Consider the following 20,292-nt stretch of genomic DNA (forward strand, 5'->3'; position numbering starts at 1 on the left):
TGATTGTTTTATTCGGCGGGGCGGCGAATGAGGCGGACGTTGGGCGGGCGGTTGATCGGTTCCTCGGGCTTTACGGGGAATTTCTCGGTGGGGTTGAGCGGCTTGCCGGAAGTGGTCTCGAGTTTGCCGTCGCGCCAGATCGGGTCGTCGACGCGATAGAGGCTGCCATCGGACTTGCGGATGAAGGCGTTGAACTCGGCGGCGGTGAACGGACGACTGCCGCGGCGGCCGAAGACGACCGTCTGGTTTCCGCTTTCGTCGACCACGCGGTCACGATCCAAGCCGCGGCTCACGGCGACGGCGGGGCCGTGCGTGTGGTAGGTCGCGATGAGCTTGGGATTGGGCGGCGGGCTGAAGCCTTGGTAGCCGGGGACGTTTTCGGGGGAGATCAACTGGATCACGCGCAGGCCGTTTTTGCCGTCGGCCACGAGGGCAAAAGTCGAGGCGTTGACGGCACCGATCTGGACGGCGCGGGTGTCGTTGAGGCGACCGTCGGCGTTCCAGTGCTGGTGCACATGGGCCTTGGCGGGGTTTTTGATGTCGATGATGGCGAGACCCTGGGCGCCGTTGGCCACGTAGGCGTAGGTGCGGGCAACGTAAACGCCCTGGGCATTGTTAAGCGGCACGGTGGCTTCGGGAATCAAGCGCGGGTTGAGCGCATCGCTGACGTCGAATACCTTGAGACCCTCGTCGTCGGTGACGAACGCGTGGAGGAACTGGAAGGCGAGCTTGCGTGGATTCTTGAGCGAACCGGCGGCGGCGCGGCCGGCGATTTTGGGTTTCGACGGCGTGGAGACATCGACTACCACGAGACCTGCGGTGCAGGTCACGTAGAGATAATTGCCGGCGAGATAACCGTGGGTGGCTCCGTCAAGAATGCCGTCGGGGTTGAAACGGGTGACGTCGTCTTTCTTGAAGAAGTTATTCGTCGGGTCGCCATCGACCAAGGTGCCGACCATGACGGTGACGAGGCCCTCATATTTGTCGGTCACATACACGTAGCCGTAGGTGATCGAGATTGGCTGCTCCTCGTTGACGGGGTTGCGGGTGCGGAGCGGATCGATGCCGAGGGTGCTCGGTAGGATCACGCTGGTGGCGTAGCGCGTCTTGACGGACGTGCGCTGGCCGAGCGGGGACACGGGCGTGGAGATGATGCGCTCGGAGAAGCCCTTGTTGTCGATGTTGGCGACGTCGAAGACCTCGAAGCCACCGGGGCCGTTGGCGGTGTAGAGATATTCGCCGCGCAAAGTGAGATCGAGGATCTCGTCACCACCATGATGATAAGCGGTCTGGAGGACGCCGTCGCGCTTGGTGTGCTCGGCAAAGTTATCGGGATAGGCGAGGCGGTGGAGGTTGCTACCGATGGCGGCTTGCGGCTCCTCGAGCTCGGTCCAGACAACGGCTTCGAGTCCCTTCTTGCCGGTGCCCACGTAGGCGTAGCGCCCGAAGAAGTTGACGGTGCCAGTGCCGAAGCCGAGCAGCTGAGTCATCCATGCGGCGTTGTCGTTTTGCGCGGAGAGATGGCAGTCGGTGCACGTCTTGGTGGTGCCAACGGAGCTCGTGGTGTGGGCGAAGTGCGGGTTGAACGCCTGGCCGGAGTAACCCTCGGCGGAGACGGTTTGCTGCTGCGAATAAACCCATTCGCGGTTGGCAGTCTGCGAGCCGACGACGACGGCGCTCGACGAACGAATGACGGCGAGGCGGTTCTTTTTGTAGGTGGCGTCTTTGCCCAGCATGAAGACGTCGTCACGCACAACTTGCGGGTTGTAGCTAGTGTAGTTGCGCGTGGTGGTGCCCTCGAATTTGTTGCCGGCAACCATCTGGTTGGCGCGCATCGGCAAGTGACAACCGAAGCAACTGGTGGCCCAGGACGTATGGCACACCTGGCAGGAAATCGACGTGTCGGCGTGGGCGAGGAGGGCGTTGTTGGTGCGTTGAGTTTCGTCGGGGCGGACGGTCACGGGATCGACGCCGGCGGGAGGAAGATTGCCCCACGTTTTGCCGTCCTTGCGGAGGGTTTTCGCGTAGGCGGACTTGGCGTTGTAGTGCTCGGATGACGGATCGACGGTGTCGGCGGTCAGCGGAACTTCCCATGTGATGGCGGGGCTCATCATGGAACGCTGGAAGAGTTTTTTGCCCTGCCAGTAGAAACGCGGACCCCACGGCGTGGTGCCGGCGGCGAGGTCGTTGGGGAGGACCTGGCCGTTTTCGAGACGACCGCCGTTGCCGCTGGTTTTTAGCGTGGGGAACTTATCGACGGTGCCGTGGCAATCGATGCACTCGATGGCGGTGGCGGCACGCGGTTCGCCGTAGAGCAGGCCGTTGCCATGGACGTCGGTCGTGAAATGGCAGTCCACGCACTGCATGCCGCGCTCGAGGTGAATGTCCTTCAAGTGAATAGCCTTGGCGAATTTGTCGGGGTCGGTGTGGGCGATCTTTTTGTCATCGAGGGTGAGCAGTTCACCCTCCTTGTTTTTCTTGAAGACGGCACGGAAAACCCAGCCGTGTCCGTGGTAGTCGGCGAACTGGGTGTCCTTGAGCTTCGGGTTGAGCTCGGCGACTTTCTCCAGGAACTCGGGATCGCCCCAGAGACCGCGCGCGGCGGCGGCTTCGGGATTCTTTTGCAGGCTTTCGGCGAGCTCTTTCTCGGTCGGGTTTTTTTGCTTCTTCGGATACATCTGATCGCCGTCGCTCTCCTGATCCCACCACGTGTAGCCGAGGTAGGGATTCACGAAGAGATTACCCTGGTGCATGTGGCACGTCATGCAGGAGCTGGAGGGAATGCTGCGGGTGAACTGGTGCTTGATCGGGTGGCCCTTCTCCTTCTTGGAGATCATGGGATCGGCGGAGAAGGACAGGCCTTGGTGTCCGTATTTTGAATACCAACCGGAGTTGGTGGGCGAACGGTCGTTGGCGTAAACGACGTGGCAGGACGTGCAGCCCGAGGAGCGGAAATCGCCGGGATGGTTGTTGGAGCCCATGAAACCGAGGAGCGGATCGTTGAGGCGCGTTTTTTGGAGATTGAGGTAAACGGGATCGATGCGGTTGAGCGTGCCGAGACCGCGTTCGCTGAGACGGCGCAGCGGGCGACCCGGCGGTTCGAAGGCGTTGGGATTGCCGAGCTCGACCTGGCGTTCGCCGCCCTTTTCGAAAATGCGGAGCAGGTTGGACGGCTGGCCAAGTGCGAAGCGGGGCAGCGCATCGAGGTAAGGGAGGATGCCTTGGTCGCGCGTCATTTCCGCGGTGACGGGGATCGGGCTTTCGAGGCGCAGCGGCGCACCATCGGGACCGTAAGCCTGGCCGAAGCGGTAGTTTTTATCGGGTGAAGCGCCGTTGTTGTAGAGCGCGGCACCCCAGAGCATGGCGCCGTGGTTCATCATGCTGTGCTGATTGGTCTTAACGATGTCGCCGTGGCAGAGGCCGCAGGACTTCTCGGCGACGCGGAGGTCACCGGGATTCACGAATTGGATGAACTCGGGCGACTCGTGGTTGAGCAGCACGGATGAGTCGGACGGGTTGGCGGAGCTCTGCCAGAAATCGGGATTACGCGGGGCGACGTGCGCCTTGGCCATGGTGAGGCCGGGCGTGGGGTTGCCGCCGTGACAGTCGACACAGCCGAGCACGACGTGCGGGGACTGGTGCATGTCCTCGATGCCTTGATGGCAGCTGACGCAGCCGACGCTCTTGAGGTCGGCTTGGGCGCGGGTCTGGTCGATATTGTTGACCGGCTTCACGTCACCGGGAAGAGGCGGGTGGCCGGGAGGCAACGTGGACGTGGCGGGGCCGGCGACGACCTCGGCGGCGGGGCGCGGGGCGGGGGCGACCGGCTCAGGGCTGGCGAACATGACGAGCGCAGTCAGGCCAACACCCCACAGTGCGGTGGCCGCCAAAGCCCAACGAAAAATGAATCCGGAATCCTTGCGCATGGTCAGTAAGTAAAGGTTACGGCGGCAACCGCGCTATAGAGCCAGTTGTCCACTTGGGGGCCGGCGGTAGTGAAACCCGGCACGACGGGCTGCGAGCGCCGGTAGATGTCGCGAAAGCCTTCTCCGGGCAGGAGAAAGCCGCATCCGAGCGAGAAGATGATGTTGTCCGTGAGCAGCGGGCGCCATTGCATGCCGACGCCGAGATCGATTCCGAATTCCTCGTCGACGTCGTTGGTGAGAAGCGCGGTCTTGATCGGCTCGGCGGTGACGAACCGGATGTAATTGGCGCTCAAAAAAGCGCGCACCTTGGGGGTGACTTCGATGTCGGCACCGACGCCGAACACGAGCAGGCCGGGGTTGACGAAGTTGGACTGCCCCTGGGTTTTGCTGGTGCGGAGATTGGGTAGCAGGCTGAAGCGCTGCTTCAAACCGACCGCAGTGCCGGCGAGGTTGAAACCTTGGCGCGTGTAATAACTGAACGGGCCGCCGGTGAAATTCACGTTGTCGACGATCGAGTCAAAGCCGGTCGCGCGACCATCGGTTGGATCGTTGTCACCGGACGCGTAGAAGGCCGAGGCCTTGTAGCGAATCCAGTCGCGATCGTAACTGACTTCGAGCGCGGCCATCTGCGCGAAGATGTCGGTCGATCGGCCGGCGAGTCCGTTGAAGTCGTCGTGGCCGACGGCGAGATACGCGGCGTGGGAAACATTCCAACGGCCGACGTGACCGTCGCCCGCCCAGCCGAGGTAGTGGGCCTGGACCTTGTGCTCAACCGGCGAGCCAATCGGGGCGGGGCGGACAATCGCGCCATTGCGGTCGTAGTGCGTGCCGCCCTGGTCGAAGTTACCGTGGTAACTGAGCTGCGCGGTATAGCCCTTGGTCAGAAAATCCTGTCGGTAAAGATTAGCAATGAGCACGCGCTGGTCGCGCGAATCGAAGGTGTTGAGCTCGGAGTTGGTGTCCTTCTCGCGCAGGTCGAAGACGGCCAGATTATACTGGTAGTGGTTGTTGTCGTAGTTGCCAAAAATACGGGCGCCCAGGTTGGTTTCGTTGAAGATGAAACCACGAAAATCACTGTTGAAGGTCTGATTGCCGACCTTGAGCGCGACGAAATCGTAGTTGGGCGAAAGGTCGGCGAGGTGGAGCTCGAAAAACGCTTCCTGGAGGGCGAGGTAGTTGCGCGTGCGCAGAGTCGCGCCGCGGGCAAGGCTTCCGCTGGAGGTGCCACCGCCAATGATGCCCCCGACGTCATCAGGATCTTCAACGCCGGAGTTGTCGACGGGCGCACCGCCATTGCCGGCACCGGGACCGCCGGGGTTGGGCGAGACGATGCCGGCCTCGCGGAAATCGACGCGGTTTACGTTGAACACGGGCCGCACGCGGAAAGCCCATTCGACGGGCTTGAACACCGTCTCGCCCTTGAAGAGCAGGAAATCGAGCGCGTAATTGGAGACGAAAATCTGCGAGCGGCTCTCGCCAAAGAAATCCGAGTTGCCCGGAGTCGCCGCGCTGACGCCGCTCGGCACGGTAAGCTTGCGATCTTCGAAGATGAACTCGGCGGAGGCGGTGACGGAGAGGAACACATCCTGGCCGTGAACGGGGCGGTCGCCCTTGAGCGTGCTCTGGCGGTAAGGGTGCCATAACTCCGTCTCGGTATTGGCGTAGGGGATCTCGTTGGTATCGCCGCTGGTGTAACGACGCCACGGGGTGAAGCCGACGTCGCGCCAGCGGTCGGGCGTGGGGGTCGTGTGCGCGGGCAGATCGACACCGGATTCAGAAAGTGGATACGCAGCGGGCGCATGCCAGTGCTGGTGGATGAAGACGTTTTCACGGACGCCTTCACGCGGGAGTTTTTGGGAGTCGGGCAGGGGTGTGAGCTCGTCGCCCGCTGGCGCCACGGGGATGATCGGCGTGATCCGCGTGGTTTCCACGCCTGCACGCGGCAAGGCGAGGGAAGGCGGCACCGGGGCGTTCTCTTCGAGGACGAAGTCGATCTGGTTGGTTTTAAAGTAAGGATCGGTAACGGCGGGCGCGCGACGCTGGCTCGCGCCGGGATCAGGATTGAATTGATCGGGTGGCGCGGCGGGAGCTGACGTGTCGACCCGGCGCTCGACGCGGTAAACGGGTTCGGGGGCAGAGCGTCGCTCGGGAATGCGAGCGCCGGGATCGACCGGCGTATCTTCGGGGGCTGACGGCGCAGGCGTGCGGGCTTCGCGTTGGTGGGGACGGAGCGTATCGGTGGGCGTCTCGCGTTCGCCGAGGACGGGCGGTGAGGGTGACTCGGCGCGCGAAGGACCGACATTCAACGCGGATAACAATGTCAGCGCGGTCGCTGCCCGGAAACCATGAGTCCGCCCGCGCTTCATTGCAGAATGGCGGTCCGTAGCGCTGCGGTCAGGCCGGCCGGTGCGGTGTTGTGATAGTTATGGCAAGTCATGCAGCTGTCGCCGGCGCCGCCTTTGGGCGAGTGACACGCAACGCAGGATTGCTGCGTGGGCATGATGACATCGGCGGTGAGCTGGCTGCTGGTGGCGCTGGTATGGCAGTCCACGCATGCCATGGTGGTGTGTTTTGCGTGGTTGAACGATGCGTGCGGCATCCAGCGGTCGGGTGCCTGCGGCGTGGTGACGAGCGGCGTGGCGTTGCCCTGCGGCGTGACCTCGTGGCAGTAGGCGCAACCGGCAAAACGGGCGCGGGCGAGGCCTTCGCGGCCGGCGATGATGGTGGCTTCGCCCTTCGCGCCATCAGCGAAGAAGACGGCGCGTTCGAGGTTCTCGCCGGAGAGCGTGCGCTCACGCAGGCCGGTGATACGGGCTTTCACGAAGGCTTCGATGTCGCGTTGTCCGGTCATGCCGAGACGGCGCTTGGCGTGGTCGGCGTATTGCGTGGGCAAGCTGCGCAGGAAGGCGCGGGCGAAGTCGGGGTTGCCGTGGGGAAGTTCGAGCCCCGGCGTGGTTTCGTCGATGGAGAGCGAATGACAGGAGCGACAGTTTTTCTCGAAGCTCACGCGCTGCATAAAAGCACCGGAGGCGTCGGGCTGGTGGCACGAGGCGCACTCCAGGGATTTGCCGCCCAACGTGGGAATGGCGGAGCCGGTCAGGTGAAGCGCGTGGTTGAACTTAAGCGTATTCCGGTCGGCGTTTTTCTCACGCACGACTTGGAACTCGGGGTGGTTGGTGGCGAACCCCTGGATAAGCTGGGTGAAGCCGGCGGCAGGGCGCGAAACGGCCGGAGTGATGAGCCCCGGAGCGATGGTTTTGCTGAGCATCGCGGTGGAAAGCGTAGCGGCCTTTTCCGAGGCGAGACGCATCTGGTCCGCGTCGCCGTGGCAAGTCACGCAGTTTTGCGCAGAGACGGCGGCGAGCGTGCCGGGGCCCTTGTGTTCAAGATGACAGACGGAACACGACATGTCCTTCGCGACGCTGGCCTGGTGAAACGTGTGGCCCGAATGACAGGTCACGCACGAAGCATCCATGCGGGAAAAATCCTTCGGATGCGGCGTGATGAAACGCGAGGCGGCCAGACCGTTGCGGGCCACGCCGGTGGCTTCGGAGGCGAGCGCGGTGAAGTTGCCATTGATACCCGGGTGACAGGCCACGCAGCCCTGGCCGGCATCGGAAACCGAGATGTTCGCGTGCTTCGCGGCGAGACGGGCAAACTCAGGGCCGGAGTGGGCGGGGGAAAGCGGCGCGGGGTTGATGAAGGATTCGCGCAAGGTGCCGCCGAGGCCGATCAACAACAGCGCGACGCAGACGATGACAAAGGCGCGCGTGATGAGTCCACGGCGGGCGCGCAGGCTGCGCACGGGACGGCATTTGGTGACGGCTTTGCAGCACGTGCCGTCAGGGAGCGGACCATCGGGGCAGGTGCCGCCCCAGTCTTTGGGGCGCGTGCATTTCCACGTGCCCTTGGTTTCACCTGGAGCCGTGACGAGCTGCGGTTTGCACTCGGTGGTGGCGCGACATTCGCCGGACGGGCTTGGCCCGATGCGGCATGGGCAACCGTCGCAGGCGTGACCGCAGAGCCAGTTTTTATTCGGACGCTCGTAACGCGATTCGTCGAAATTGGGGGAGGGGGTGCGACCTTCGCTCATCGGGCACCTCCGGCAAATGCGTAAACCAGGACGACATGGACGAAGCTAAAAACGAGCAGTCCGTAGGTCAGCGGGATATGGACAAACAACCACGTCTTGAGCAGCAGCTGCACGGCGCGGTGGAAATCGAGGGCATCTTTCTGCCGCACGAGTTGAGCGAGTTGCGCGGAGGTTTCCTTTTCAGCGGGGCTGAGGAAGCGGTTCACTTCGGTGAACGCATCGAGCAGGGCCGCCAGCGGACGGCGCGAGCCGAAGGCATGGGCGCGGAAATTGGCGGGGCCGGCAAAGAAAACCGCGAGGCGGGCGGTGTAAAAATCCGCCAGCGTGGTGGCCTTTGCCGTGGGGATGGCGCTGAGCACCAGAGCCTCGGCCTGAGAGCGCAGATCGCGGCGGATCACCGGAATGCGGTCATAGGGAACTTCGCCGCCGGCCGTCGTGAGTCGCTTCGGCAGGAGACGGGACAACCACCAACCGGCAATGCCGCTGAGCGTGACGCCGGCGAACATCGCAGCGAGTGTGATCTCAAACCAGCCGGTCGGAAACCGCCATTGCAGATGGAGCAGGAAGGCGAGACCGGTGAACAAGCCGAGGTAAACGTGGATCTGAAACCAAACGCGCGAGGAAAGCAGCGGCAGGAACGTGAGCTTTTTGCGGGCGTTGTAGCCGGTGAGCACCAGCATGAGGGCCAGCAATCCCCAACCTGTGATGTAAACAAGATGTGGATACACGGGACGCATCGCTTCGTGCAGCCAGATGGCCGCGACCGAGGCGATCAGCAGCGCGGCGAGGAAACCGGAACGACGAAGGGCGAGGCCGCGGATCATCGGTTGATCCACGCCGCGAGTTCGTCGAGCGTGTTGAGGTTGATGCGTTTGAGCGCGTCGTGCGGACAGGCGCGTTCGCAGGCGGGGCCGCCGTATTGATCGATGCAGAGATCGCACTTGGTGGCTTTGACGATCGGCTTGGCGTCGCTGGCGATGAGGATGCCGCCGGATTCGTCGCGTTGCTCCGTCATGCGAATGGCGTCGTAGGGGCAGTTGTTCGCGCACACGCTGCAACCGATGCAGCTGGCCGGATTGATGACGACCTCGCCCTCGAAGGAATCGCGATGGATGGCGCCTGTGGGACAGCCGATCATGCACACCGGATCGGCGCAGTGCATGCAGGCCTGCGCGACCATGATACTGTCGTGAATCGGGCCGTGGCGCAGGAAGCGCGGATTGTTGTCGTGGGTATCCGAGCAAGCGCGCACGCAGTCGTCGCAACGCGTGCAACGATCCATGTCGATGACCATGGTCTCGGTGCCGTTGAAATAACGATTGGCGGTGAGGAACTCGATCATCTCCGAACCCACACGCGTGTCGGAGCCCTCGGCTGCGGCGACGGACGGCACGGCTTTGTCCGCCGCAGCGGCTGGAGCGATCGTCTTGGCAAACGGCGAAGTCGTGAAAGGCGAAGCCGCTCCGGTGCCGCCGGTATTGATCAGATCGGGCAGCAGGTGCTTAGGCAGCGAGGGCAGCACGACTTGTTCGATCACGGCGGCGGGAATCACCAGCACGTGTGTGTAGCCGATGACGCGCAACGTGTGTTGCAACGCGACAGGCCGGCCCGGATCACGCCAGTTGTTCGCGATCTCGTTCCAGCCGTAGATACGACCGGAGCCGAGGTAGTTGAGGGTGCGATGGCCGTCGCCGTAACGTTGGGTGAGCCGGGCAAACCCTGCGCGAATCATCACGATGCCGTTGGGGTAGTCGCCCTCGGCGGCGATGATGGGTTCCTTGCCGGCGGAGGCACCGGCCTGCACAAGTTTCTTGTAGTCGCCGGACCAGTCGTAATCGCCGTAGGTCTCGAACTGCGTGGCGGCCATCACGCGGGCCTTGCCGGCCTCGTCGAGATGCTGGAGGAACGGGATTTCGGCGAGGTAGGTCGAGAGGGCGCGTTCGCGATAGATGCGGTCGATGTGGGTGCGCAGCGCGGGATCATAACGCATGAGATCGCGCAGGCCCTGCCAGCGGATTTCCAGCAACTCGGTTTCGTCCTCTTCGGCGAAAATCGTGGCGGTGCGCGGCATGCGCGAGAGGGCGGCGATCTCACCGAAAAAGTCTCCCGCGCGGATGGTCGCGGTGCGGTGCTGGTCGAGCACGCGGGGAACATCTTGAAGGATGATGTTGGTCTCGGCCTTGCCTTGAGTGAAGGAACCTTTGCGCGTCTTTTTGCGGGCGACCTCGTCCTCGCGCGAGTTCGCCCAGAGCTGGGCGATGGCGCGGAAAATCCCTCGACGTGCCGGTTCGCGACGACCGACGGCGGAGGGCGGCAGGCCAGGCGCGAGGACCACCCGGGCCGAGCCGCGCAAAATCAAAAACGCCGAGGTGCCGTAGTCGCCTTCACGCACGATGATCTCGCCTTTGGCGTAAGTGCGCAGGCGGGCGTCGTTCTTTAAAACATCGGGGAGCGGGGCCGAGCGAGGGAAGTTGTCGGCCTTCATGTCCGCGAACGGCGGACGTAAAAGCAGACGGCTGATGTCCTGATCGGTCAGGTCATCAGTGAAAGGCGAATCCCAGCGGCGTGGACGATCGAGCCCGGTGACAACGGTGCTCATCAGGCGTCGATCACGAGTTTACCCTTGGGTTTGCAGATACACGTGAGGCAGGAGCCTTTTTCTGCGTCGGCACCGTGGCCGCCGAGGTATTCAACTTCTCCCGACTTCACCGCCACGAGGCAGGAGCCGCAATTGCCGGCGCGGCAGCCGGCATCGATCTTGATGTCGCGACTCTCGGCCAGATCGAGAAGTGAGTCATACGCCGAGTCCCAGATCGCGGTGATGCCCGATTTGGAAAACGTAACTTCGATGCCGGCGACCGGAGCATCATTGAGCGATTTTTTGACTTCGGGCGGCGCGGCTTTTTTGACCGATGCGGGACCGAACGCTTCGTAGTGAACCCAGGAATCGGGCACGCCCCACGCGCGCAGATCGTCGGTGATGCTCTCCATGAACGGACCCGGGCCGCACAGGAAATAATCGTAGTTGTTGGAAGGAAGCAGCTCTTTGAAAAGGGCCACGTTCACCCGGCTCTCGTGATGGTAATCGCGTCCGTGGACATCGGCCGGCAGCGGTTTCGAATAACACACGTGAATGCGGGCGTGCGGGTGTTTGGCGACGAGCTCCGCCATGTAATCCTTGAACATGTGATCACGGCTGTTGCGCGCACCGAAGAAGAACCAGATCTCGCGGTTGTCGCCGGCCTCGATCAACGCGTTGGCCATGCTGACCATCGGCGTGACGCCCACGCCGCCGGAGATGAGCACGACAGGCCGCGGTTTTTCGAGATCCAGGAAGAAGTGGCCGTTCGGGGCCTTCACATCGAGGATGTCGCCCTCCTTGATGGAATCGCAGAAAAACGACGAGCCGATGCCGGGCGGATGCGAAGAGCCAGCCGGGGGCGGGCAGCGTTTGATGGTGACCCGGTAGTGCGTCGGGCGTGCGCAATCGGAGAGCGAATAACAGCGGATGACCGGCTTGGCCGAGCCCGGCACGGTGAGTTGAAATGTGAGGTATTGTCCCGGCTTGAATGACGGCAGCGGTTTCCCGTCATGAGGCTTCAAATAAAACGAGTAGGTGTCATCGCACTCGAACACCTTCTGGCTGACGGTGAACTTACGGATGCCATTCCAAGCGGAGCGCGCGAGCTCGACGGATTGGATGCGTAAACGGGCCGCGTGGATATCCAGCGTGAGCCGTTCCTGTTCGAGACGGATGCGTCGGCGGTCAAAAACATAGCGGCGGACACCTCCACCCGCCCAGCAGCCGACTTGGACCATGATACCACCCACAATTACCCACCCGACGATCTGGGCCGGGTGTGATGAATTAAAAGTGAAAAGGTCGGTCCACATGAATTGGTGTTTGCATCGTCTCCTTTCGCCCCGTGGAAAATTCCACTGTTGCGATGGTCAGGATTGAACGTTTGACGCTATCGGGAAATTGGAGGAACCCGCATAGGGAAAACAACTATTTTATCCGGAATGCCGATACTTAATTATTTTATAACATACTCGGGTTGCCGGCTGATGCTGATCTCAACAGGTTTGGCGGCCGCGTGCCTGTGCAACGCGGAGGTTACGCCGCCCCTGATCGCTTCGGATGTGTTCATTCACCCCTCGATTTTAGGTGCGAGTTCGTGCGCCACCAGTGGCTGCCACGGCGGTGCTTCGGAGAAGAGTCTTCAGTATGCGGTGTGGTCTCAGCGCGATGTGCACTCGCGGTCGTTTGCCACTCTTACCACCGCGCGTTCGGCGCGCATGGCGGAGGCCCTGAATATTCCTGACCCGACCGTGAGCACGCGGTGCACGACGTGCCATGCACCCTTTCACGCGGTGCAGGTGGCTACGCCCGGATTGCTGGCTCCCGATGCGCGCGTGAATGAAGGCGTTTCCTGTGCGAGTTGCCACGGACCGGCCGGCGACTGGCTGCGCAGCCATACGCGCACCGATTACACGCATGCCGACAAGGTCGCTGCAGGCATGAAGGAACTGGGCGATCTGAACGCACGAGCGGGCAGTTGCGTGGCGTGTCACCAGAATATAGATACCGATCTCGTAGTGACGGGAAAGCATCCGCGGTTGATTTTCGAGCTCGATGGACAGACCGCTTCGCAGCCGCGGCACTGGCGGGAGACGGCAAACTACAATGGTGCGCAAGCCTGGCAGGTCGGCCAGTGGGTCGCCTTGCGCGAAGTGAGCTGGGCGATGCTGCAGCAGACGGCATCTGTTGATGAGATTCAGCGCTGGCAGGCGCTGGTCTGGTTGATGCAACGCGCCGAAGGTCCGGATGCCGTTTCCGCGGGAGTGGCGGGCGATGCCCGTCTGGCTGAACCGGGACCGGAAAACTACGCGCGGGCCCGCGATATTGCCGCGCGGCAGGCGCGTGCGCTGGCGACATCGTTTAACTCCGCCCAAGTATCCGTGCTCCTGCGTAATCTCGCCTCCACGCATGCGGAATTTTTGGATTCGAAAATCGCCAGCCTGCAACACGCGTATCGCGCCGAGCGTCTGGTGCTGGCGCTGGACCGTTTGCTCAACGCGCTTCCGGCCGAAAAGCGTTCGCCCGATGCGTCGGCCCGTCTCACGAAACTCTTTGCCCAGGTCCAATCCATTCCCGGGTTTCAGCCGGTGGAATTTAGCCAGTCTCTCGATGCGTTTGCCCGGACACTGCGGTGATCACGCTTTCTTAACATGTCTCGTTCACGAATTCTCTGCGGTGTTTCGACGCTGATTTTCAGCGCGGCTTTTTCGTGGATGAACGCGGCGCAGTTGTCCTCGGCGGATGTGGAGCGCATCTATGTGCAGGCGGCTGATCGTGCGGCGGAGTCGTCGATGAATTCCTACGTCATTGCCCTCGTTGACCGCGATGGACGCGTGCTGTTGGTGCGACGTGCCAATGGTGCCGGAGCAGTTACGGCCACGGAGCGGGCCATCGCGATTTCAAAGGCGGGCACGGCAGTTTTCCTGAGCAGTAATCGCCACGCCTTCACGACGCGCACGGCGGGAAGCATCATACAGCAAAACTTTCCGGCCGGGGTTTTGAACCGTCCGCCCGGGCCGTTGGTGGGAGTGGGTTTTTCCAATCTAGCGCTGTCGGACATTAATTTTTTCCGTGAAAACGATGGCGTGCCCAACGGCACGGCGACTCCGGCGGGCGTGCTGACACCGGGCAGCCGAATCCTGGGGACGCGACTGTATGCTTCGCCGGGTGGCGTGCCGCTGTATGTAGGCGGGCAATTGGTGGCCGGGATCGGCGTTACCGGTGATGGAACCGAGACGGAGAACGCGAGCATCACGGGCGCCGATGGCGACGAAGCGGTCGCGCTGGCGGGACAGATCGGTTACGGGACGGGCCCCGAGCTGTGGGGTTCAAATGTATTTATCGACGGGATACGCGTGGACTACGTGGCCAGCATTGCGCGACTGGCTTCGTCATCGACCAGCACGTTGCCGCCGCAACCCGCGCCGCCGGCGCCGGTCGTGTGGCCGGTTGATGTGTTGGGAGGAGTGCGCGGTGAAGTGCGCGCGTTGATCAAGGCTGATCCGGTGCCCGGACTGATCAGCGGCCAGCCGCGCCTGACGGCGGCGGAGGTTCGCCAAGTGCTCGCGCTGGGGGCTGAGCGCACCCGGCTCACGCGCGCGGGTATCCGTTTGCCCGCAGGGCAGGGAATGCAGGCCTTCATCACCGTGGTGAACAATCCCAACCAGGCGGGTGTTCCCGCAACGGTGCTGGGCACCTTTCGCACGCCGGATGCCACGATTTTCTCCTGGGACGTGTCGGTGCAAAAAGCGCGCACGGCGGTCTTTTTCTCGAATGCCACCCGCGCGTTCTCTTCTCGCACGGTGGGTTTTCTCGCCCAGACGATGTATCCGCCCGGTATCAACGGCACGTCGGCCGGCCCGTTCAACGGACTTCAAGAACGCTACTCGGGTCCGCTGTTGACGGGGGTGGGCACGCCGAATGCCAACCTGCCCAACGGCATCACGATCTTCCCCGGTGGCATCCCGCTTTATCGCAACGGGGTGCTGATCGGCGCGATCGGTGTCTCGGGTGATGGTATCGATCAAGACGATCTGGTGGCCGCTTCCGGCACGTTCGGGCTGCAGCCGGCCCAGGCGATCCGCGCCGATGAGACCTTGTATCTCGGCGTGCGATTGCCCTACGCCAAGTTCCCGCGTGATTCCGCACTGGAAACTCCGGTGCCGGCCATCGCGCCCGGTTTCCCGACGTTCACGGCGTTGAATTTCACCGAGGCGGAGCTTGCCAGCGGACTTATCACGGCGCCCGGGGTCGACACCGATGGCGACGGGTTGTCCAATTTATTTGAATACGCCTTCGGTCTCGATCCGCGCGTGGCCGACGCAGCCGGGGCGGGCCCGATGATTTCTGTGAATGGATCCAGCCGACTGGAGATCGTTTTCCGCCGCGTATCAGCGGCAATCGACTTGGTTTACAGTGTGGAGGTTTCGACGAACCTGACCACCTGGACGCCCATCGCGCGAAGCACCGGTGGTGGTGCCGTGCAAAATCTGGGTGGCGCCCAATCCATCGTGGAGACGGGAGTCGGCACGTTGACCGTGACGGTCGAGGATGCGGTCGCGGTGACAGGACCGGGCAGCCGCTTTTTGCGTCTGACGGTCACACGTCCTTGATCGCGTGCCGGTTGTCAGCCGTGCGAACCGGACGCGATCCGGCGACGGCTGATGAGCCAAGCCTCAGCGCAGAATCGGATGATCGGCCAGCGTAAGGAAATCGCGGATACGATCCTGCTGGGCGCGGCTCACGGTCTGCCCGGTGGGCAGATCACGGATGGTCTGGATCGCTTCGGTGAGACGCTGAGCGAGGGTTTGCAGCGTGGGGTCGTTGGCGAGAAACTGTTTGGGCGGGAGACTGGCGCGGATGCGTTCGAGACCCTGGGCGGCGGCTTCGAGCAGCTGGGGGTTGACCTTGTTGAGTTCGAAGAGGGCGCGGCGGTCGGACTGGAGAACGTCGGTCGTGCGGGCGAATTGCTGCAGCACGCGACGGGGAGTGGTCGTGATTTCGTCGGGCGTGATCTGGCGGGTTTCCGTCTCGGTTTTGCTGCGCTGGTTGACGGCGGTCACGGGAGGAATGAAAAGCCCGTCCCAGACGGTCGGGTAAATGGTGACGACTTGGGCCTGCACGGTGGTTTCGGTGGTTGTGCGGAAAGCGACGGGGACTTTTACCGTCGACGGTTCGTCGAGCACGCGGCGGATCTCGGAGCCGACCTGGGTGGCGGTGAGGATCTCGGCAAACAGACCGAGGTTCACCGGCTGGGCACTGCGGAGAAAAACGGCTCGCTGGCGGGCGGCTTCGAGCGCGGGTTGCTCGGTTTTGAGCTTGGTGAGATCGAACTTGTCCCACGCGACGATGACCGGGGAACTTTCGGCCGAGGTGACCACGATGAGACCCTCGGGACGGGCCTCCCAGATGCCGGCGAACTCGACGGAACGACCGTTGGCGCCGGTGAGCTTGACGGCTTCGGCTTGAAGCATCGTGAGCAGCGAGAGTGAAAGCGCGGACAATGAAACGAGGCGGTTAAGCATGGAAGGAGTGGGGTGAGTCAGGGTGGTTGCGACCGGCGCGTTTGGCAAATGTTCAACTGGCTTCTCCCGCGACGACTCACTTAATGCGGGGGAAAGACCGCGTGAAATCCCTCTCTATCATTCTGACCGGCCTGTTTGGCGTCCTGCTGGGGGCGTTCCTCATGCACCGCTGGCTGCACGTGTCCGATAACGCAGCTGAGGCGACACCACCGCCCGCGATGCTGCGCCCCCGTGTCGTGGAAAGCGTTTCGCCGCCCATCGAGCTGGATCGGCTGACGCGCGAAAAAGCGGCGTTGACGGCGCAATTGGCCGATTCGCAGGCTCGCTTGGCGGAACGAGATACGACATTGGCAGCGGCGCGGGAGCAACTCGCGGAGTTACGCCGTCCGATGGAAGTAGATATGTTGAGTTCGGCGCTGCGAGCAGACCTCAAATCGGGAGAAGTCGTGGTAACAGGCGGCTACCGCCTGCCCGACGGGAAACGGTTATATGCGTTTGTGAAGCCGGTCATCGGGAAGACGGACGATGGTGGGGAGACGGTGACTGTTTCGAGTCGATTTCTTTCGCTGGATGAGACGGCAGGGAAATCGGTCGGCCTTGATAATCTCGATACGAATGCGGCGAACACGCTACAACATGGTGAAGTGTGGGTCGCGGACGAAGAAACGGAGGTTTTGAAGAAGCTGGAAGGGGTGCCCGGCATCGAGGTTCTGACCTCGCCCGAGGTTTCGGTGCGACCTGGAAGCAGAGGACTGATTGAAATCGGTGATCTGCGACTGAGGGTGACGCCTGCTTTGAAGGCTGGCGGGGATGGGATGGATTTTGAAGTGCGACTGGAGCAGCCGCAGGTGCCACCCAAGATGGAGATGGCCCCTGTCACGTTAGAATAAACGCTCTTAAGCGTTTTATTTATTCGTCAATTGTTTCGCCGCTGCCGGCGAGGATGCCCCTCACGCCCAATGGTGAGAGGAAATGAACCTTGAGTTTCATTAGCTTGATGGAACGAGCCATGACCAACTCGATTGAGTGAGGCGGATCATCGTAGGAAAATGTGTCCTTGGCGGGCCACAGTGAGGCTCGAATGATTCTTAACAAGGACCCGGGGCCGACGATGCGTGCGGGGTAGGCAAAAATCTCGGTGATGGAAAATGTGAGCAACCGTTGGAACGTGGCGACATCGCGGCAACCGTAGGCACGTGTGGACATGGCGCCGTTCCGCTTGGTGAAGCTGTCTCCTTTGACGGCGACATCGGCATCGCCGATATAGGTGAGAGGATTGCGGGACAGAAGGTAGCGACCGGAAACCTTGATCACAGGTTCATTGGCGGGAAGACGGGCGGCTGCGGCTCGAAGGAGGAAAAGCTCCGAAAGACCTCTGTTGCGAAACTCCGGAGTGGGAATCCGCCATACCTCGGCGGGTGCGAGCGAGGCCTCGGTTGCGGGGTGCCAGTCAAGACTGTTGTCCGCAATCACTATGCGCTTAAACCCCAGCGCGACGAGAGAGGCCACCGTGCCCTTGGTGTGCTCCAATCGTTCCAAATTTGAAAAACGAGATCGGGCACCATCATAAGAATGTGAAGCTGACGGGTAGAGCGTTGAGCTGATGAGTGCGATCATGAGAGATAAGAGGGGTGAGCGGTTGTGCTCATCCGCCGAGGTAGGCGGCTTTGAGACGTGGGTCTTCTCTCAGTTCGCGGCTGGTGCCGGCGACGGCGATGCGGCCGGTCTCCAGGACGTAGCCGTGGGAGGAGATTTCGAGGGCGAGGTTGGCGTTCTGTTCGACGAGGAGAATCGTGATGCCCTGGGTGCGGTTGATCTCGACGATCTTCTCGAAAATCGTGCGCACGAGACGCGGAGCGATACCCAGCGAAGGTTCGTCGAGCATGAGAAACTTCGGGCGGCCCATGAGTGCGCGGCCGATGGCGAGCATCTGTTGTTCTCCGCCGGAGAGCGTGCCGGCGGTTTGTTTGAGGCGTTCTTTTAGTCGGGGGAAGAGTTCGAAAACGTAGTCGAGGCTGCGGGCGATGTCGGTGGAGTCGCGCTGCAGGTAGGCGCCGAGCGAGAGATTTTCGGCGACGGTGAGATTGGCGAAAACCATGCGTCCCTCGGGCACGTGACCGATGCCTCGGGCGACGATGGCGTGCGGAGCGAGCGTGGTGATGTCTTCGCCGGCGAAAGTGACGTGTCCGCCGCGTGCACGCATCAGTCCGGAGATGGTGCGCAGGGTGGTGGTTTTACCCGCGCCGTTGCCGCCGAGGAGGGTGACGATGCCGCCTTGGGGAACCTCAAAGGACAAGTCGCTCACGGCGTTAATCGCGCCGTAACAGACGGAGAGGTTTTTGACGGAGAGCATTCGGAAAAGTTGAGAGTTGAGTGATGAGATTTGAGTGATCGGAGGTTGGGAAGTTGGGGGAGCTGAACACTCAACTCTTAGCGTTCAACTTTACCGGCTCCTCGCCCAGATATGCTTCGATGACTTTGGGGTCTTTTTGGATTTCGGCGGGGGTGCCTTCGGCGATTTTTACGCCGTGGTCCAGGACGGCGATGTGCTGGCAGACGCCCATCACGACTTTCATCGAGTGTTCGACGAGGAGGATCGTGAGGTTGAACCGGGCGTGGATCTGCTGAATCAGGCGGGCGAGTTCGAGTTTTTCGCTCGGGTTCATGCCGGCGGCGGGTTCGTCGAGAAGGAGGAGGCGCGGCTGGGTGGCGAGGGCGCGGACGATTTCGAGGCGGCGTTGTTCGCCGTAGGGCAGGCTGGTGGCGGGGGTGTCGCGGAAGCGGAGGAGGTTGAAAATCCCTAGCAATTCCTCGGCGCGGCGGGTGATGGCGGCTTCATCGTCGCGGAAAGCGCGGAGGCGGATGAGGGCCTGGAGCGGATGGGCGCGGCGGTGGAGGTTGCAGGCGACACGGACGTTGTCGAAGACGCTGAGGCGGCCAAAGAGGCGGATATTTTGAAACGTGCGGGCGATGCCGAGCGCGGCGATCTCGGGCGAGGTGTGTCCGGCCAGATCGGTATCGCCAAAAAGGATACCACCGGAGGAGGGTGCGTAAACGCCGGTGATGAGATTGAAGAGCGTGGTCTTGCCCGCGCCGTTGGGGCCGATGAGTCCCGAGAGCGAGCCTACGGGGATGGCCAGATCGATGCTGTTGACCGCGGTGAGTCCGCCGAAGCGCAGGGTGGTCTGCCGGAGTTGGAGCAGGGGAGCGGGCATGATCAGATGCGCGCCGCTTTTTTCGGGCGGAAGTTGAGGAGACCCTGCGGACGGGCGATCATCAGGATGACGAGGAGCAGCGAATAAATGATCATGCGGTATTCGGCGACGGGGCGGAGCACCTCAGGCAGGACGGTAAGCACAACCGCGGCGAGGATGACCCCGAGGGTGTTGCCCATGCCACCGAGAATGACCATGAGGATGATCTCGATCGAACGGCTGAAATCGAAGCCGCGCGGGTCGATGGTCATGCGCAAGTGGGCGAAGAGCCCGCCCGCGATGCCGGCGAAGAATGCACCGACGGCAAAGGCGGTGATCTTGTAGCGCGTGGTGTTGAGACCGATGGAGCGGGCGGCGATCTCGTTATCGTGCGTCGCGAGAAAGCCGCGCCCGTAAGTCGAGTTGACGAGGCAACTGACGGTGAAAATCGTGAGGGCGACTCCGCTATAAATCCAAGCGAAGTTGGTGAGCGGATGGATTCCGTAGAGACCGAGCGCGCCACCGAGCGGTTCGATGTTTTGGAAAATCACGCGCACGATTTCGCCGAAGCCAAGGGTGACGAGGGCGAGGTAATCGCCTTTGAGGCGAAGCGAAGGCAGCCCGATCAGAATGCCAGCGAACGCGGCGCAGAGTCCGCCGGTGAGCAGAGCGGTGAAGAAGATCGCTTGTGTGGCAAAAGCGCTTGGGGCCGGTCCGGTGAGCTGAGGGCCGACGAACAAGGTAATCGTGGCCGAAAGGTAGGCGCCGATGGCCATGAAGCCGGCGTGGCCGAGCGAGAACAGGCCGGTGTGGCCGTTGATGAGGTTGAGCGAGACGGCGAGAATGATGGCGATGCCGACGGTCATCGCGATGTCGAGGTGGTAGGCGTTGAACGCACCGCCGAACGCCGAGAGCGTGAGGGCGGCGGCGATACCGGCGAGCAGGGCGATGTGTTGGCGGGGGAAAGGCATGG

14 protein-coding genes are annotated in these 20,292 nt (G+C 62.3%); 3 read left to right on the plus strand and 11 right to left on the minus strand.

What is annotated here, in order from left to right; all coding sequences use genetic code 11:
* Positions 1-8: 8 nt before the first annotated feature.
* The 6 genes from FPL22_RS14825 to FPL22_RS14850 are packed head-to-tail and all read right to left on the minus strand — an operon-like array spanning position 9 to position 11,913.
* Positions 9-3,926, minus strand: coding sequence for an LVIVD repeat-containing protein (locus FPL22_RS14825; protein WP_144353765.1), 3,918 nt, complete (start codon positions 3,924-3,926; stop codon positions 9-11).
* A 2-nt stretch (positions 3,927-3,928) separates the two neighbouring features.
* On the minus strand, positions 3,929-6,232 hold the full coding sequence (locus FPL22_RS14830) for a hypothetical protein (RefSeq protein ID WP_144353766.1): 2,304 nt from the start codon (positions 6,230-6,232) through the stop codon (positions 3,929-3,931).
* Between the two features lie 56 nt (positions 6,233-6,288).
* Positions 6,289-8,019: a cytochrome c3 family protein gene (locus FPL22_RS14835; protein WP_144353767.1), complete on the minus strand. Its 1,731-nt coding sequence runs from the start codon at positions 8,017-8,019 to the stop codon at positions 6,289-6,291.
* Complete coding sequence (locus FPL22_RS14840) at positions 8,016-8,843, minus strand: hypothetical protein (protein WP_144353768.1); 828 nt, start codon at positions 8,841-8,843, stop codon at positions 8,016-8,018. Before FPL22_RS14840 ends, FPL22_RS14835 begins: the two co-directional genes overlap by 4 nt.
* Entirely contained in the window at positions 8,840-10,618 is a 1,779-nt protein-coding gene (locus tag FPL22_RS14845) for a cyclic nucleotide-binding domain-containing protein (RefSeq protein WP_144353769.1), read from the minus strand. The genes FPL22_RS14840 and FPL22_RS14845 overlap by 4 nt, the downstream gene beginning before the upstream one ends.
* On the minus strand, positions 10,618-11,913 hold the full coding sequence (locus tag FPL22_RS14850) for a 2Fe-2S iron-sulfur cluster-binding protein (protein WP_144353770.1): 1,296 nt from the start codon (positions 11,911-11,913) through the stop codon (positions 10,618-10,620). Before FPL22_RS14850 ends, FPL22_RS14845 begins: the two co-directional genes overlap by 1 nt.
* Positions 11,914-12,087: 174 nt before the next feature.
* On the opposite strand from FPL22_RS14850, the gene FPL22_RS14855 reads away from it, so the two are divergent.
* Positions 12,088-13,236 (plus strand): multiheme c-type cytochrome, encoded by a 1,149-nt coding sequence (locus FPL22_RS14855; protein WP_162525324.1) that lies wholly within the window; start codon positions 12,088-12,090, stop codon positions 13,234-13,236.
* A gap of 15 nt (positions 13,237-13,251) precedes the next feature.
* The gene (locus FPL22_RS14860; protein ID WP_144353772.1) at positions 13,252-15,213 is read left to right on the plus strand and encodes a GlcG/HbpS family heme-binding protein; all 1,962 of its coding nucleotides are present in this window, start codon (positions 13,252-13,254) and stop codon (positions 15,211-15,213) included.
* 63 nt (positions 15,214-15,276) lie between these two features.
* Here FPL22_RS14860 and FPL22_RS14865 read toward each other — a convergent pair whose 3' ends face one another.
* Complete coding sequence (locus FPL22_RS14865; protein WP_144353773.1) at positions 15,277-16,125, minus strand: hypothetical protein; 849 nt, start codon at positions 16,123-16,125, stop codon at positions 15,277-15,279.
* Between the two features lie 101 nt (positions 16,126-16,226).
* Here FPL22_RS14865 and FPL22_RS14870 point away from each other — a divergent pair, with 101 nt between their 5' ends.
* On the plus strand, positions 16,227-17,015 hold the full coding sequence (locus FPL22_RS14870; protein ID WP_144353774.1) for a hypothetical protein: 789 nt from the start codon (positions 16,227-16,229) through the stop codon (positions 17,013-17,015).
* Positions 17,016-17,034: 19 nt separating this feature from the next.
* On the opposite strand, the gene FPL22_RS14875 is transcribed toward FPL22_RS14870, so the two are convergent.
* The 4 genes from FPL22_RS14875 to FPL22_RS14885 form a co-directional block, all read right to left on the minus strand.
* Positions 17,035-17,742, minus strand: coding sequence for a hypothetical protein (locus FPL22_RS14875; RefSeq protein ID WP_144353775.1), 708 nt, complete (start codon positions 17,740-17,742; stop codon positions 17,035-17,037).
* A gap of 28 nt (positions 17,743-17,770) precedes the next feature.
* Positions 17,771-18,478 (minus strand): ABC transporter ATP-binding protein, encoded by a 708-nt coding sequence (locus FPL22_RS17865; RefSeq protein WP_203235162.1) that lies wholly within the window; start codon positions 18,476-18,478, stop codon positions 17,771-17,773.
* A 70-nt stretch (positions 18,479-18,548) separates the two neighbouring features.
* A complete protein-coding gene (locus FPL22_RS17870; protein ID WP_203235163.1) occupies positions 18,549-19,340 on the minus strand; it encodes an ABC transporter ATP-binding protein in 792 nt (263 codons plus the stop codon).
* Positions 19,341-19,342: 2 nt separating this feature from the next.
* Positions 19,343-20,290, minus strand: coding sequence for a branched-chain amino acid ABC transporter permease (locus FPL22_RS14885; protein WP_144353776.1), 948 nt, complete (start codon positions 20,288-20,290; stop codon positions 19,343-19,345).
* Between the last annotated feature and the right edge of the window lie 2 nt (positions 20,291-20,292).

The organism is Rariglobus hedericola (genome assembly GCF_007559335.1).
GTDB lineage: Bacteria > Verrucomicrobiota > Verrucomicrobiia > Opitutales > Opitutaceae > Rariglobus > Rariglobus hedericola.